Genomic DNA, 15,037 nt, shown 5'->3' with positions numbered 1-15,037 from the left:
GCCCAGCAACTTGTCCCAGATACCCATCGCGACACGCTCCTGCTCTCCAGCCCGGAAGTCTAGGGAAGAATCCCAGGCTGAGGCCATAGGTCCGGGCTCACGAGGAGGACAGGAGCGCCAACAGCTCGGGAGACTCCTTCGATAGCAAATTCCGCAGCTCCCCGAGGCTCCCCTGCCAGAGGGTACTCCCCGCCGCGTGCATCCTTTTCCGGACCTCCTCCACCGCTTGTTTCCGGAACGCAGCGAGTTCACCGGGGAGTCCCGGCAGTTCCACCGCTGCAACCGCTGCGGCGCTCTCGTAATCATCCTCCGCCAGTTGGACGAACCGCTCCAGGAGGAGCTTCCACATCACCTCCCCGGCTGTTTCGCCATGTGAGAGCAGCCATGCGTTCACGAGCCTGGCGGCGGTCTGGATGTTGGGCCCCACATGATTGGGGCCGCGGCTCGCCCTGGCATGGTGAAGCGCGGATGACAGATACGTGCCGAGCTTCTCAGGACAGTGCGTGGCAACCATCTGGAGCCAGCCATACACGGGAGAAGCGGTCACATCCTCATTGTGTTCACGCTCGGGGAAGTGGCACCGCCACCAGAAGTTGAAGTCACGCTCGAGGTGATCCTGGAGTGCCTTCTGGACCTGCTCCGGTTCATGGCGAGCCCATTCCTCGACGAAGAGGTTCTTCAAGGCCTGCCTCCGGAGGCAGAACCACTCGGTGTCGTAATCCTTGAAGCCGAATGGCTCGAGGGGATACATGCGTCCGAACAGCTCTCTGGGCAGACAGGCCAGAAGCCTCTTGGCGGGCTCACCGACTCGCATCTCGGTGAGCCGGGTAACCACGTAGAGCCAATCCTTCAGAGGCTCGGCGTCGGCGTCTTTGTCAGGACAGAGCGCAGGGAGTGCAACCTTCTCCAGCCCCGCGACCACCTCCGCGTCAGAGAGCAGATCGCTGGCGCACTCCAGAAGATCCTCCAACTCATTGACGCTCTCGACCTTGGGAAAGCGGTGCTTGAGTTCTCGCTGCATCAACTCCGACAGGCCCTCATCGAAGATGATCACGTCATGCATCAAGCCGCGGAGGAATCCCACCGGGACCTCCGGCAACAGCTCGGTGAAGAGCGAGCTGAACAGCACCTTCAGTGCAGGAGCGTGGTGCCGGAGCTTCTCGAGATTGATGAGTACGACAGCGGCCATGGTTCTCGAGGTCTCCCGGAGCCGGTTTCTGAACACTGCGCTCGCGGAGAGGTTTTCGCAGAGCGTATGGAATTCAGGGTGACCGGCCTGCCAGACCTGCTCGATGTACGAGAGGGCGAACTCTGGGTTGCGCTGGGCCAGGATGAGCTCCCGGAGCACGGGCTCGGCCACTCCGCGCATGGCCGGCTTCCAATCGAAGTCCGCAGGATCCAACTTGGGGCTGGCTCCCGGCCCCGAGAAGAGCGATCTGCTGCGCATTGAGCCGCTGATCGAGGTCATCACCGAGGGTTTCTTCCAATCGGAGGGTGGGTGGCCCTCCCTCCGCTTCTCCGAATGCGCGGAGAACAGATCAAACACCTCCTCGTGGTTGATTGGACGTGCGTTGAGGTAAGCCGCCAGGATGGCGGCCAGCTCGCGCTCATGGCTCCACAGCGAGGTCGTGAAGGCTTCCACGCGCCGCTGGAGCTGAGGTGAGCGCTTTCCCAAAGCCCGGCGAAAGGTCACGAACCACTCCTCCACCTCGCGCCGGGATGGCCCTTTGGGCAGCACAGGGTGCGCCGGGCGCCGGGCATGCTCCACAAGTTCCTCGAGCAGATGGCGAAGCCGTACCGACTCGTTGCGGCCGAACGCCGCGGCGAATGCATCCGCGACGCCGGGCTCCGCGAGAGGGAGTGCACGCGCCCACTCCTCCACGCAGTACTCGAAGAAGATGAGCTGCCCTGCCCTGGCGAAGACCTGCTCGGTCAAGGAGACCGGGAGGAGCGAGAGGATTCGCGCCAGCCCCTTCACCTCTCCCCTAGCGGCCAGCGCGGCGGCCATGTCCGTCAGCCGTAACGCTGCCTCCTCCCGAGAGGACTGCTCCTCCGGCGTCACCTGAGCCGGGAGCCCGGCGAATGCGGCTGCGGAGTCCTCCAATGCCTTCCAGAGCAAGTGCCTCATCGGAGTTCCAAAGAACATCGCTAGCAGCCGGATCCGCTCTCGAATGTTGGACACCGTGGCGGCCATGGCCGAGACGGCATCTGGATTCAACTGTCGCAGCCACGGGTCGACCTGCGACTCCACCCACCGCAACCGCTCGCGGAAAGGGGCGCCCCCTTCGTCCAGCCATGCCTGCACGGCCAGGATGAAGCCGCGAAGCTCCTCCGCAGCGGCAGGGCGGCCGGGTACGAAGGCCTGTGCAAGTGTCTGGGCCGTCTCCTTCAACGCCGCTTCCGGCCCGGCACCAACGATGTCCGCCAACGTCTGCTTCGCGCCTGGCATCACGCCTCCTCCAGACGAAGCACCTGCCGTGCGCCCCGCGCGAGTTCGCCTCGCTCGATCCGGAAGAGTTCCCAGAAGAGCTGCGCGATGGACTGGTGCCAGAAGCGCACGAGAGACTGGCCCGCCTCAAGCACGATCAGGCCATCGTCCGACAACAGGAGCACCAGGCGCCGGAGCTCATCCTCGGACCGGCCAAGTATGCGTGCGGCGGCTCTGTAGTCCAGCGATACACCAGAGCGCCCAAGCGCAGCCAGCAGGTAGAGCAGATCATCCGCCCCGCTGCTCTCCCTCAACATCGGCTGGAGCATCTCCTGAAGCCGTGCGTGTACTGCCCAGGCCGGGAGCGAGTAGCTCGCCCAATCGTATGCCTTCAACACCCCGTCGAGCACTATCAGATCGCCGACGTAATCACTCCAGCTCACCGAGGCGTAGACACGGCGCAACTCGTTCCCGGACAGCTTCCGCTTCTGGGTGAGATGCCATAGCAGGACACGCTCCCCCCGAGGAGATGCCCCTCGCTCCAAGTGAAGGGTCGCCGGCTCCAGTTCCCGCATCTGGGCGTCGGAGAGGACCGCTCGGAGAGCCCCATCACCGCGAGCTGTGGCAAGCAGCTCCATTCCGGGAAAGGAGGACATCAGGGTCAGCACCATCTGGAACGCGGACGGGTTCAGGTGCACGTTCTCAAGGACGAGCAGAGGCCGCGTCCCGTTCACGTTCGCGACGGCCGCTACATCCGCGAGATAGTCACTCGCCTGGACTGGAAGATCGATGCCCAGATTCTCGAAGTCCCAAAGGGCTGAGAAGGCACCGGCTTGCTGAGCACGAACGCCCAACTGCCCCACGAAGACCGTCTTGCCCGACGCGCGATGACCCAGCACCAGGAGCCTGCGGTGGCGCCGGAGCATCTCTTCGGCCCGCTGGAACTCCTCCTCGTCGGAGAAGAGCTGGCCGTGACGGATGTCGCTCAGGGAGAACTGGCCCCGCGCGGCGCGCTGCGGGTCATCGAGGGAACCGATCAGACTGATCACATGCCGTCGTCGGGCCAGATCCGCCTCTGAGAGTTCCAGGAGCGCGAGGATCTCCCGGCGGACTTCATCCACCGTAAGGAGTGAACCGCCTTTCTGGATCGAAAGGTCCTTCACGCGCAGGTAGAGCCGGCCATAGGTCTCCTCCGGAGCGCGAACTCCCAGCTCGTAGAGCCTGTGGATGGCCAGGTACGCGACGCCCGAGATGGGTTTCCGATCGGGTCCCAACTCCGTGGCATCCAGGAAGCGGCGCAACCGGACCGTGTCCCCAAGCCGCTCGTACCTCTCCACGGACTGGATCTGCTCCGGGTGCTTGGCGAAGTGCTTTGCCACCTCCGCATCCCGGTAGGCCGCGAGCGCCTTCGGAGCTTCAAGCAACTTCGTCACCGAGGCGTCATAGACCCCGTTGGTGAGGAAGGAGAACCTTCGCTCGGGCACCCCTGCGTACTCGGCTGCCCGATTCATGAACTCGATGAGCTTCTCGTCGCGCTTCTTCCAACGGGACGTCCCGTCGGGCTCACGCTCCTTGATCTGAAGATGGAGATGCCTCCCGGACACACCATGGAAGGTCAAGTCCTCCAGTGCATCCCGCGCACTGTCTCCCTCCAGGTGGACACCGGAGATGGGGCCAAGCCAGTCGAAGTCCTCGTCGATTCCGCGCACACGGCGTTGGGGCGTCAGCACGGCGGTAAGCAACAGCAGGACACTGACGTCCCACTGGTAGTCGTATCCCGCTCCCACCTGGCGATCTCGCGTCGTGCTCACAAGAGCATCTAAACACCTAGACGGGAGCTGCTCACCCCCAGCTCGCGCGTACGCCCGGCCCCCGCCTGCCGGCCACGCCGCACCGCACCGCGTCGAAGGGCTGTTCGCCACCAGTCATCACCCGCACCACCGGGAATGTCAGCTGCCTGACCGACTGATCCTCACCTGCCCGTTCAGGCCAGCCCCTCACACGCTCGAAATGATGTATCAGGTTGGACAGGCGTGGTGACACGCCGGGGGGGATTTCATGCCAGGAGCCAGACACACTCCACGGGTATCTGTGCGCCCGCATCTGTCCTTTCAGCCAGCGGGGATTGAGCCGGGGACTGCCTCGGGGAGGCGCCCATGAGCGCCACTGCCCACTCCTTTCCTGCGGTGGACCCGCTGGACGCGGAACTCTCCCTCGTCCAGCACCGAGCCCTCATCCAGGCTCTGCTGCAGAACATCTCCGAGGGCATCACCATCGCGGATGTCACGGGGAGATTCGTCTACGCCAGCCCCCTCTGCGCCTGGCTGTTGGGCGTCACTCCCTCCACCCCTGCGGCGGCGCCTCCTTCGTGGAGCGAGTACGGGATCTTCCACTCCGATGGGCATACCCCCTTCCCGGCCGAGCAGATGCCCATCTGGCGCGCCCTGAAGGGAGAGGACGTCCGGGACGTGGACATGTTCGTCCGCAACGAGAACGTGCCGCAGGGCCGGCACATCCGCTGCCACTGCGCCCCCCTACGAGATGATCAGGAGCGGATCATCGGCGGTATGGTCCTCATCAAGGACATGGACAAGGAGCGCCAGCGCGATGAGGAGAAGCGCCGCACCGAGCGGCGTTTCCAACTCCTGGTGGAGATCGCTCGCGAGGGCATCTGGACCATCGATGCCGAGGCCCGCACCACCTACGTCAACCGCTTCATGGCGGAGATGCTCGGCTACAGCGTGGAGGAGATGATCGGCCGGCCCCTCTTCTCGTTCATGGACGAAGAGGGACAACGGCTCGCCCAGGAGAGCATACAGCGACGCTACCAGGGCATCTCGGAGGTCATGGACTTCAAGTTTCAGCGCAAGGACGGGACTGCCATCTGGACCAACATGTCCACCTCTCCCTTCCACGATGAGCAGGGCCGCTACGCGGGCGCGCTGGCCACGATCGCCGACATCACCGCGCGCCGCAATGCCGAGGAGCAGGCGCGCAAGCTCAACGCGGAACTCGAGCGCCGCATCGCCGAGCGGACCCTGCAACTCGAGTTCTCCAATCGCGAGTTGGAGGCGTTCGCCTACTCCGTGGCCCACGATCTGCGCGCTCCGCTGCGGAGCCTGTCCAGCTTCAGCGACGCGCTGGCCGAGGACTGCGCCGCCAGCCTGGACGAGCAGGGACTGGACTACTTGCGGCGCATCCGCGGCGGGGCCCAGCGCATGGCCGAGCTCATCGACGGCATCCTGGCGCTCTCTCGGATCAGCCGCACCGCGTTGGTGGCCATCCAGTGCGATCTGTCGTCCATGGCCCGCGCCATCGCCGAGCAACTCCAGGACCAGCAGCCCGAACGCACCGTGCGCTTCACCCTCCAGCCGGGCTTGGTGGATCATGGCGATCCGCGGCTCTTGCGCTCCGTGCTGGAGAACCTGCTGGGAAACGCCTGGAAGTTCACGCGCGATCGCCCGGTGGCCGAGATCGAATTGGGCGTGAAGCTGGAGGGCGAAGGCGTGCGCACCTACTTCGTGAAGGACAACGGCGCCGGCTTCAACATGGCGTACCAGCAGAAGCTCTTCGGCGTTTTCCAGCGGCTGCACGCGCAGGCTGAGTTCGAGGGCAACGGCGTGGGCCTGGCCACCGTGCAGCGCATCATCCGCCGTCACGGCGGGCGCATCTGGGGAGAGGGCAAGCCCGGACAGGGAGCCTGCTTCTCCTTCACCCTCAATGAGATGCCTCTCCCTCCGGGGACCACACCCATCACCCGTTGCCCAGTCCATGAGTGAGTGCGGATCAGTGGCAGAAGATCTGAAATGTGTCCATTTCCTTCAGGACCGAGGGGTCCAGCTTGATCATGGACTTGCCCTTTCCGTAGATGGGCTTCAGGGCTTCTCCCCCCCCTCCGGGATACCATCAGCGTCGCGCCGGGCCCCACGTAGATCTCCGTCTCCCATCCCTGGAGCTGATCCAGTTCGCACATGGGCTGTTCGTGACAGGGACCGGGTGGATACTTCTTGGGCTGATCAGGCATGGGCTTGGGCTGATCAGGCACAGGCTGATGCTGGATGTCGATGTCGGGACGACAGCCCTGATGGAACGACGACCGGCGAGGAGGACACGGAGCTCCTGGACTGGGCGGGAGAGCTCTGTCTGCGGACCTACTGGGCCAACGGCATCCGTGCCCTGCGCTACCGCAACGCGCCCGAACACGCACGGATGCAGAAACTGCTCCGGGCAGGCGTCCTGATACCGGACGAGTCGAACCTGCGGCCTGGGCATGAACCCCGCCAGGTGCGCTTCTTCCACGACTCCATGCAGAGCTACCTCACGGCCCGAGGCCTCTTCCAGCAGGCGCACGAGGAGCAGACCTGGGAGATCCTCCAGCGTGCCGCAGGGGATCCCCTGTTCGCCGTGGGCCAGGCGGGGCTCGGCTTCGAGGCCGGGTCGGAGCTGTTCCAGATGTGCCTTCAAGTCTTCGGGCCCGAGGCCCGGCTGCGGCATGAACTGCGGCGACAGCTCCACGAGTGGGCGTACCTCTACGATGACGACCTCAACAAACGGGACATCACCAGCGCGGTTCCAGACCCTCTGCGTCCGCGCTTCCGGGCACGGCTGAGCATCGGTGGTGACGTCTCACCCCGAAGTGCCCTGCACATTGCGATTGAGCTGTCCGAGGAAGAGCTGCAGAGCCTGGGGCTGCTCTACATGCGGATGGCCATCCTGCTCTGGCCGCTACGGCAGCCGGAGCAAGAACTCGGGGCGTGAACACGACGGATAGGTCCGTGTCGTCCTCACAGACCGCTGACGGGACCGTGAACACCTGATGCGCCCTACGGGCTTGCTGCTGAGGAGGCGCTGCTCGGGGCGGGGAGGCACGTGGGGGCCTCGGCGCCGAAGAGCTGCTGCCAAGCGTCGCGGTCATGCGCGGGGAGGATTGTGAGCGTGGGATCCTTCTCGTGGAGCTGGTGGAGCAGCCCCACGGTGTACGCGACGCGCTCCGGATCCCGATCCGTCACTCCGAGGAACGCGCCCTTTCGCGCGGGCCGCTCGTAGCCCTCACGCACCACGACGATGTCTCCCACGTGGAAGATGCGCTTGTTGGGGCCCGCGTTGACGAAGACGCCAATACTCCCGGGCGTATGGCCGAACAGAGGCACCGCGACGATGGAGCCATCTCCGAACAGATCGGCGCTCTCGGGGAAGATGGAGTAGGGCTCGTGCTTGAAGCGCAGCGGCACTGCCCGTGCTTCAAGCGCCTCGGCTTGATCCCGGAACATGTGGAAGCTGTGGGCGTCCTTCATCTGGTGGATGAAGTTGAGCTCCTCGTTCGGCGCCAGCACCGGGACTCCGGGCAGGTCCGCGACGCCTCCCGCGTGATCGCCGTGCGCGTGCGTCAGGAGGATCCACTTCACCTTCGAGGGATCCTCGCCGACCTTCTGGAGGGCCTCGGGCGCCGTGGCTACGTCCTTGAGCGGAGCCATGATCTGGTCCACGAGGATGCTGTCGACGAGATAGAGCTGCTTCTTCTCCTCCTCGAGCTTGAACGACTTGCCCGTGTCGATGAGCACGGTGCCCTTCGGGTGCCGGATGACGAGAATGGACGCCGTCGCGTTCCAGGTGGGCGTGGTGTGGATCCCCGCGGTCGCGAAGCCTCCCCAGGATTCGGTTTTGCCGGTCTCCGCCCAGCAGAGCTGCAAGGGTGGGGTGTTCGCCTTGGGAGAGACGAGCGTCTTGTCGGGGACCTGCGGAACACCCTTACAGCCGCAAACGAGGACGAGGAGAAGAAGAGGGAGGCGTCTCATGAAGGCTTGGAGGCTACTACTTCTCCGACGCGTTCACTGGAACTGACCATCAAGGGAGCACGCACTGCGGGCCTCTACGTTGCGCCAGCCGTGCTCGCGGGTGGAACCCTGCCCCGCCCTCGGTCGTCTCAGAAGGTCACTCCCGGAGGATTCCCATGGTGCTCACGCTCGGGCTGCTGGGCCTGCTCGCTGCGACGCCGGTCCATACCATCGAGATCGAGGTGTTCGTGCCGCTGTGCGACAACTCCCTCATCGCCTGTGGTCGTGCGGCCGCCGGTGAGCCTCGCTCCCTGGAGGCGAACCTCTACTGGGGCGCAGCCTATGGCGCGGAGCGCTTCCTGTCCCGCGCTCCCGGCTTCCGGGTGCGGAGCCGCCAGGACGCGGCACCCGATGCTGCCGTGCTTCGCGAACTCGTGCTCGAGCGCACTCCTACCCAGGGTGAGCGGACCGTGCGGCTCTTGCTCCATGCCTACGCAGGGGACCGGATCGACACAGCCCTGGAAGACTTCCTGAGCGCGGCAGCGGGAGGAAGCTCGGCGGACCTCGTGGTCTGGGCTGGACATGATCGACTCATGGACCGAGCTCCTCCCGAGACCCGCGCCATCCCTGGCGCCGCGTCACGTCCAGTCGTGGTCCTGGCCTGCATGAGCGAGCAGTTCTTCGGGCCGGTGCTGCGGTCCCTCGGGGCGCGGCCGGTCGCGCTCACTCGGACCTTGATGGCGCCTGAGGCGTACCTCCTTGAAGCGCTGGCGGCGGCCGTGGCTCGACACGGGCCGATGGAGGCGGGGGCCATTCGCTCCGCGTTGGTGGACGCCTATGCCCGCTACCAACGCATCACGCCGAGAGCCGCCAGTTCTGTCTTCTCGAAAGCACCCTTGGATTGAGTGAAGGTCCGACCATAGGTCCACTGGGGTCCTACGGCCCACCGCCGGGCGGGCGCGGAGTCATTCTACCGTCTGCGCCAACTCAGCAATCGCGCGAGTGCCACCGTGCCAAAGACAAGCACCGTGAACGCCGCTGTGTAGCCGAGGAACACGAACCAACCCGTGGTCGTCCCAGGGATGCCCACGGTGGGACTGAGATCCTGGAACTGGGCTCCCGAGAAGAATCCACATGCCAGGCTCACCGGCAGGAAGACGAACACCAGCAGCCCCACCATCCGGTCGAACTGGTCCCGCTTGTACTGGTCCAGCTCCGACGCCTGATCCTTCATCGCCGCCACTGTCTCCTGCAGCCCGTGGAGCGAGTGCCAGGCCAGATAGCGCGCATTGAAGTCCGGATCCTCTCCCACCCGTGAGTGCCACAGGGAATTGGTGAACAGCATCACGTCCGAGCGCACGCTCCGCGCCGGCCGCAGGCTCTGCCAGCGTGAGGTGCGGTAGCGCTGCTCGACCTCCGCCATCCGCCGGCTGATCTCAAACGCCGAGTAGCGCTGCCCCGTGGTCAGCAGGAAGAGGAGGAAGTCCTGATCGCACCGCAGCGGCGCCCCCTCCCCTGCCTCGATCAGCAACTCCAGCCGGGCGCCTCCCGTGGGCGTCAGCCAGTGCTCCGTCTCGCCCGCCGCGTCCCTCAGCACCCGTCGGCTCTCCGCCGCCGCTTCCGAAGGGAGCCTCTCCAGCGTCGGCGCCATCCCCGAGGCCAAAGCGTGGAAGAGCCCCTGCATGGAGCGCGAGTCATCCAGCATCGACGAGCGCCCCCGAGAGATGCGGTAGGCGCCGTAGACCAACCACCGCTCCGGGCCCAGAGGCTCCAGCATGGGGCTCAGCTCACCGAGCCGCGCCAGCTCCCACAGCGTTCGCCCTTCCACGAGCGCGGCCTGCTCCTGGGCGAGTTCGAACAAGGAGGTTTCGGTCGTCCTCGAGCGCTCGATCCACAGCACGACCAGCCGATTCGGATAGACCGAGACATGGACCGTCTGTCCATCCCCCGAGCGCTCGTAGTGCGCCACGTCCGCCTCCGGTGAGTCGCCCATGAAGGATTGGGCCACCGCGGGGTGGAAGGCACCGGCCTGATTGGCGAGGTTGCGGCGTTGAAAGCCTTGAGCCAGGAGCAGTTCGTCCGTCGGCGGGCCCTTCCAGAGGAACGGCCTGGCGAAGACTGTGTGGGCTCGAAGCACGCGGACGTTCCGGCCCACGTTGAACCGGTTCCACAATGCCTCCCACAGTTCCCGTCGCGTCAGGCGCGTCCCTGCATACGGAGGCGCCACCAGCGTGGACCGGCCCGCGGCTCCGGCATAGCCATCCGAGTACCAGGGATCCGAATAGTCATTGGGCTGCTGCCCGAAGCGCCGCGTCCCTCGCGCCCGAGGCGTCCCATCCGGTTTCTGCTCCCCCTCCAGCGTGTCCAACCACCCCGCCAGATCCGAGAGCGTCCCCGCCCGCTCCGGCGCGATCGAGAGGGTGTGCCGGAAATAGGCCTGCTCCGCCTCGGGAGCGTGGACTGCCATGAAGTCGAAGCCCTGCCCATAGTGGGTGTGCTCGGTGTCGCCCCGGGCCAGCACCTTCAACACCGTCACATCCTGGGACGAGGAGAGGAAGAGCCCATCCACCCGCCGCATGGGCGCGTCCTTCGCCTCGCTCAGAGGAATGTCCAACTGCACGCGCTGGGCCCGAGACAGCTCGGCGCGGTACAGCAGTGCGTCCGCCTTGAGCCGCCGGGAGATCGACAGGGGAATGATCGCCGCCGGGAGGACCGCCAGCTCCGCGGCCGTCCGCGCCGTCTCCAGCACGGAGGCCATCAGCTCGACCACCTGGCGCGCGGGCCGCCCCTGCCGCGACGGCCACAGGCGCAGCCCCGCGTAGAACACCGAGCCCAGGGTGCTCTCGTACTCCCCCGCCAGCTCGGTGTGGCCCTGCTCCCAGGCTCCCACGTACTCACCCAGCGCCTCGGCCCCGTCCGGGAAGTGGCCATGGAGCAGCCGGTGCATCAGCAACACCGCCGCCGCGACCGCGTCCAGCGTCGCTTCATGGACGCGCAGGACCATCATCGGGCCACCTTCGGACTGCCTCCGCTTCAGCCCCTGGGAGAAAGCTTCCAACTCCGCTTCGGCCATCAGCACCACGCCCGTCGTGGAGCGCGCCGAGCGCTTCCCCCACTGCGGCAGCTTCCAGGACAGCATGCGCGGGTGGTCCGGCAGGGCTTCTCCTCTCGCACCCACGTTGAGGTACAGCTCCCTCTCGGCGGGCTCCTCTCCGGGAGTGGGTTTCACGGTGGTCCACTCGACCTGGCCTTCTTGGGACAGGGCCTCGACCACCTGTCGCAGCTTTGCATCCATGAGTTGCAGCTTACAGGCGCCTCCATGACAGAATCCTGTTTCGTGCCTTCCTTCTCCTCTTCGCCCCTGCGTCTGCTCTGCCTCCTCCTCGGGCTCCTCGCTCTGCCCGCCTCCGCCGCCAAGCCCACGGTCGCGGTGCTCTACTTCGGCTATGGCGGCAAGAACCTCGAGATGGAGGTCCTCAAGAAGGGGCTGGCCCAGATGCTCATCTCGGATCTGTCCGACCTCGGCGCCGCGCAACTCGTGGAGCGCGACCGGCTCCAGGAGATCCTGGACGAGCTGAAGCTGGGCCAGTCCAGCAAGTTCGATCAGGCCACCGTCGCCCGCATCGGCCAGCTCGTCGGGGCCCGCTACCTCGTCATGGGCGACTACTTCGACACGCAGATGGACAAGACGAGCCTCCTCGTCATGTCCGCTCGTGTCGTCGAGGTGAAGACGGGCACCATCCTCCGGGCCCACAGCGCCCGAGGCAACGCGGACGAGTTCCTCTCCCTCGAGCAGAAGCTCGCCCAGGACATCCACAAGGTGCTGGAGGGACTCGCCGCGCAGAGCCCTGAACCCTCCAAGCCTCCCGCCTCCGAGCCGTCCAAGACGCCCGGCTCATCCCAGCCCTCGCGCAAGGCGCGCAAGCTCACCGCCCAGACCGCCCTGCGCTACTCCCGAGCCCTGGACGCCAAGGACCGCAAGGACGTGGAGACGGCGAAGCAGGAGCTGAGCCTGGTACTCAAGGAACAGCCGGACTTCGTGCTCGCCTCCACGGATCTCGCCTTGCTGATGAAGTGATGCCTCACGGCGGAGTGCAGAGAGCCTGCGCCTGCGGAGCGCCTCGATCCCGCGCGCGGCACCATGCGGCCCTCGCACGGCCTTGATCCGCCATGGCCTCCGCCTCACGTCCGGCCGCCCGAGCCGTCGAGGCTCTCGCCGCATAGGCGTGCCCCAGGAAGAGGGACACCTCCGCCACCTCTGGCGCCAGTTCCGCCGCGCGCTCCAGCAGCGGAACGGCCTCCTCCCCGTGCTGGGCCTGCAGGTGGATGAGCCCCAGGTTGAAGCGGGGCTTCCAGAAGTGCTCGTCCAACTCCGCGGCACGCGCATAGTGGACCGCGCTCTCCTTCCAATCCTGGGCGAGCGCCGCCATCCTCCCCGCCAGGTTCTCCGCGGCCGCGAAGCCCTTGCAGTCGAGCGCCGCACTCATGGCGGCGGCGTCCGGGTGGCCCGCCAGGAGGCTCGCCCTGGCCATGTGGAACCATCCCTCCGCGCGCCACCCCTGCCCCCGGGCCCGGAGCGCCTCGAGCGCCTCGGCGGCCTGCTGACTCCGATCCTTCGCGACCGCGCGCTCCGAGAGCTTGGGGGCCACCGTGACCAGCGCAGTGAGCGCTTCCGCGTCATGCTCCTGGCACTCCACTGGAGTCACCGGCTCACCGTTCTCGGCCGAGATCGCATCCAGCTGTTTGCGAAGCTCAGGGACCGGATCGACCCGGAGCGCCAGGACACCCAGTCCCGCCACCAACACCACGAGGAGCCCCCCGCCCACGAGCGCCGTGCGCTTGCTCGAAGCTGCGCCCCCACCTCCAGGCTGCGCAGCTGTATCAGCAGCCACAGCAGACACTTCCGGCGCCGGAATGACAGGCTCCTGGACGTACCGCTCCTTGTACCAGGTGAGGATCGCGACGAGAGAGTTGATGCTCGTCACAACCTCCTCGATACCGACCTTCACCCCAGGCTCGTGGAGCCCTCCCGCATGGTCATGCGAGCTCAGGTTGCCCCAAGCCTGCACTGTCCCCATGTGCGCCAGGATGTTCGTCGGAACCACTCCGGCATGGGCCTGCTGCCGGAACTTGGCCAACAGCTCGTCGAGCATCGCCTTGCCCGGCGTCTGCTTCAGCTCAGTGGTCACCAATGAGCGCAGCAGCATCTCGACCACCAGCCGGGCGTTCTGCAACACGCCCTTGTAGTCCTGATGGCGGGCCCGGGTGGTGAGCGCTGTCAGATCATCTCGAGCCCTGCCGAAGGCGGGCGTGAGCTGCTCGATGCGCTGGAGCAGCGGTTCCAGCTCGGTCATCGCGATCCTGGCTTCGGCGGCGTGTGCGGCCGAGGCTCGTCCTTGGCACCCGGAGTGGCCGTGGGGCCCTCGGGCGGCGGCCCGGGATCCTTCGTGGGCTCGCGCGGCTCATCCCTGCGCGCCGCGCCCTGCTCGTTCTGGAAGCGTGCGTTGATATCGGCGAACTTGCCCTGACGTTCGAGCGCCCACAAGTCCTCATCCGTCACGTAGGGCCGGTTGAGGATCTTCCGCGCGGAGATGATCTTCGCCTTCAGCATCGGATCCATCACCGGATTGCTGTTCTCCTTCGTGGGGCGAGACGGCGGACGTAGCACCGAGAACGTACCGCGCACCGGCAAGCCCTCCGAGTCTTTGCCCTCCAGAGAATGCTCCAGCGAGAACACGTCCGGTTCCTTGTTCGTGTCCAGCTTCGCCTCGAACTCGATGCCTCGGCCCGGCGGGATGATGGTGGTGCCCAACAGCGCCGACGGATCCTCTACCTGCTGCGGCGAAGGCGCCGTGGGGTTCCTCAGGTGCTTGAACACCTGCGCATTATGGATGAACACGGGCTTGTCCCGCATGTGGAACAACCGGACCCGCTGCCGCACCACCCCATCACTGCCCATCTCCGGGAAGCGCGGCGTGAGCTGCACCAGCAGCGTCACCACGCCCTTGGTCGCCAGATCCTCGAAGGCCGGGTTCAACATCTGAATAGAGGTGCGCCCCAGCACCGGCTCGTCCGCGTTGCCGCGCACCTTCACCTCGACGAGCATGTTGGAGAACAGCGCATCCTGCTTCCGGTTCTCGAAGCTGTGGGTGACAAAGGGCCGATCCGTGGTGGCCGTCTCCCCGTCACCGAAGGACCACTCGTAGGAGCGCGGCTGGAACGGGACGAAGGACGCATTGCCCGGCGCCGGATTCTCGGTGAGCTTCACCTCGAAATCGAACTCGCCCCACGTGTTCGCCCGCAGGTTCGAAATGATCAACGCCATCCGCTCAGGCTTGCATGACTTGACCGTGAAGGCCGGCACGTCCACCGTCGTGACGACGTTGTCCTTGCCGAACACCTGCACCTGGAGCTTCGGCGACTCGCCGTCATCCGCGATCCACGAGCGCACCGGCACCCGCGGGCCCTGTCGGCCGCCAATCACATAGTGCAGGAAGGGATCCGTCCCATCCGGGGTGTGAGCCCGGACGGTGACCAGGTTCTCCTCGCCCTCGCACACCTCCGTCTTCTCGACGGTCACCTCGTCCACCACCGGGGCGGCGGGATCCACGGGGATCTCCGCCACCTTCGCCGGGGCAGCCTCGGGCGGAGGCGCGGGTTGCGGAGCAGGAGGCGGAGAGGTCTCCGCCTGCTTCGGCCCCGGCAAGGCCGGGGGTGGAGGGAGGGCTGCCTCCGGAGGCGTGTCCCCCGGCCACAGCCACGCGATCAACGCCACCAGCACGCACGCGCCGAGCGCAGCGATTCCCGCCTTCCGTCTCCTGCTCACGCTCACTGC

Annotated in this window: 10 protein-coding genes; 4 read left to right on the top strand and 6 right to left on the bottom strand. The window is 66.2% G+C overall.

Annotated features, from left to right (window positions below):
• Nucleotides 1–97 precede the first annotated feature (97 nt).
• Nucleotides 98–2,449, bottom strand: a complete 2,352-nt coding sequence (locus KY501_RS12220) for a hypothetical protein (protein ID WP_224363053.1) — start codon at nucleotides 2,447–2,449, stop codon at nucleotides 98–100.
• Nucleotides 2,449–4,239 (bottom strand): NACHT domain-containing protein, encoded by a 1,791-nt coding sequence (locus KY501_RS12215; RefSeq protein WP_224363052.1) that lies wholly within the window; start codon nucleotides 4,237–4,239, stop codon nucleotides 2,449–2,451. Before KY501_RS12215 ends, KY501_RS12220 begins: the two co-directional genes overlap by 1 nt.
• A 345-nt stretch (nucleotides 4,240–4,584) precedes the next feature.
• Between KY501_RS12215 and KY501_RS12210 the strand changes: the two genes are divergently transcribed.
• On the top strand, nucleotides 4,585–6,207 hold the full coding sequence (locus KY501_RS12210; protein WP_224363051.1) for a sensor histidine kinase: 1,623 nt from the start codon (nucleotides 4,585–4,587) through the stop codon (nucleotides 6,205–6,207).
• Between the two features lie 430 nt (nucleotides 6,208–6,637).
• Nucleotides 6,638–7,186: a hypothetical protein gene (locus KY501_RS12205; protein ID WP_224363050.1), complete on the top strand. Its 549-nt coding sequence runs from the start codon at nucleotides 6,638–6,640 to the stop codon at nucleotides 7,184–7,186.
• A gap of 65 nt (nucleotides 7,187–7,251) precedes the next feature.
• On the opposite strand, the gene KY501_RS12200 is transcribed toward KY501_RS12205, so the two are convergent.
• Nucleotides 7,252–8,223, bottom strand: coding sequence for an MBL fold metallo-hydrolase (locus KY501_RS12200; protein ID WP_224363049.1), 972 nt, complete (start codon nucleotides 8,221–8,223; stop codon nucleotides 7,252–7,254).
• 155 nt (nucleotides 8,224–8,378) lie between these two features.
• Here KY501_RS12200 and KY501_RS12195 point away from each other — a divergent pair, with 155 nt between their 5' ends.
• Complete coding sequence (locus tag KY501_RS12195; RefSeq protein WP_224363048.1) at nucleotides 8,379–9,107, top strand: hypothetical protein; 729 nt, start codon at nucleotides 8,379–8,381, stop codon at nucleotides 9,105–9,107.
• A gap of 65 nt (nucleotides 9,108–9,172) precedes the next feature.
• On the opposite strand, the gene KY501_RS12190 is transcribed toward KY501_RS12195, so the two are convergent.
• A complete protein-coding gene (locus KY501_RS12190; RefSeq protein WP_224363047.1) occupies nucleotides 9,173–11,497 on the bottom strand; it encodes a hypothetical protein in 2,325 nt (774 codons plus the stop codon).
• Between the two features lie 24 nt (nucleotides 11,498–11,521).
• Here KY501_RS12190 and KY501_RS12185 point away from each other — a divergent pair, with 24 nt between their 5' ends.
• Nucleotides 11,522–12,280 carry a CsgG/HfaB family protein gene (locus KY501_RS12185; RefSeq protein ID WP_224363046.1) on the top strand — a complete coding sequence of 253 codons (759 nt, stop codon included), beginning with the start codon at nucleotides 11,522–11,524 and terminating at the stop codon, nucleotides 12,278–12,280.
• Nucleotides 12,281–12,284: 4 nt separating this feature from the next.
• Here KY501_RS12185 and KY501_RS12180 read toward each other — a convergent pair whose 3' ends face one another.
• Together KY501_RS12180 and KY501_RS12175 are read right to left on the bottom strand one after the other, a co-directional pair.
• Nucleotides 12,285–13,556 (bottom strand): tetratricopeptide repeat protein, encoded by a 1,272-nt coding sequence (locus tag KY501_RS12180; RefSeq protein WP_224363045.1) that lies wholly within the window; start codon nucleotides 13,554–13,556, stop codon nucleotides 12,285–12,287.
• Entirely contained in the window at nucleotides 13,553–15,028 is a 1,476-nt protein-coding gene (locus tag KY501_RS12175) for a PKD domain-containing protein (RefSeq protein ID WP_224363044.1), read from the bottom strand. The genes KY501_RS12180 and KY501_RS12175 overlap by 4 nt, the downstream gene beginning before the upstream one ends.
• Nucleotides 15,029–15,037 lie beyond the last annotated feature (9 nt).

This window comes from Hyalangium versicolor (assembly GCF_020103695.1).
In the GTDB taxonomy this organism is placed as follows: Bacteria; Myxococcota; Myxococcia; order Myxococcales; family Myxococcaceae; genus Hyalangium; species Hyalangium versicolor.
This window is presented reverse-complemented; position numbering and strand designations above follow the sequence as displayed.

What these genes read in the sequence shown, in the direction of transcription:
- KY501_RS12220 (WP_224363053.1), bottom strand. Translation starts at nt 2,449, where the DNA reads ATGCCAGGCGCGAAGCAGACGTTGGCGGACATCGTTGGTGCCGGGCCG.
- KY501_RS12210 (WP_224363051.1), top strand. Translation starts at nt 4,585, where the DNA reads ATGAGCGCCACTGCCCACTCCTTTCCTGCGGTGGACCCGCTGGACGCG.
- KY501_RS12205 (WP_224363050.1), top strand. Translation starts at nt 6,638, where the DNA reads ATGCAGAAACTGCTCCGGGCAGGCGTCCTGATACCGGACGAGTCGAAC.
- KY501_RS12200 (WP_224363049.1), bottom strand. Translation starts at nt 8,223, where the DNA reads ATGAGACGCCTCCCTCTTCTTCTCCTCGTCCTCGTTTGCGGCTGTAAG.
- KY501_RS12195 (WP_224363048.1), top strand. Translation starts at nt 8,379, where the DNA reads ATGGTGCTCACGCTCGGGCTGCTGGGCCTGCTCGCTGCGACGCCGGTC.
- KY501_RS12190 (WP_224363047.1), bottom strand. Translation starts at nt 11,497, where the DNA reads ATGGATGCAAAGCTGCGACAGGTGGTCGAGGCCCTGTCCCAAGAAGGC.
- KY501_RS12185 (WP_224363046.1), top strand. Translation starts at nt 11,522, where the DNA reads ATGACAGAATCCTGTTTCGTGCCTTCCTTCTCCTCTTCGCCCCTGCGT.
- KY501_RS12180 (WP_224363045.1), bottom strand. Translation starts at nt 13,556, where the DNA reads ATGACCGAGCTGGAACCGCTGCTCCAGCGCATCGAGCAGCTCACGCCC.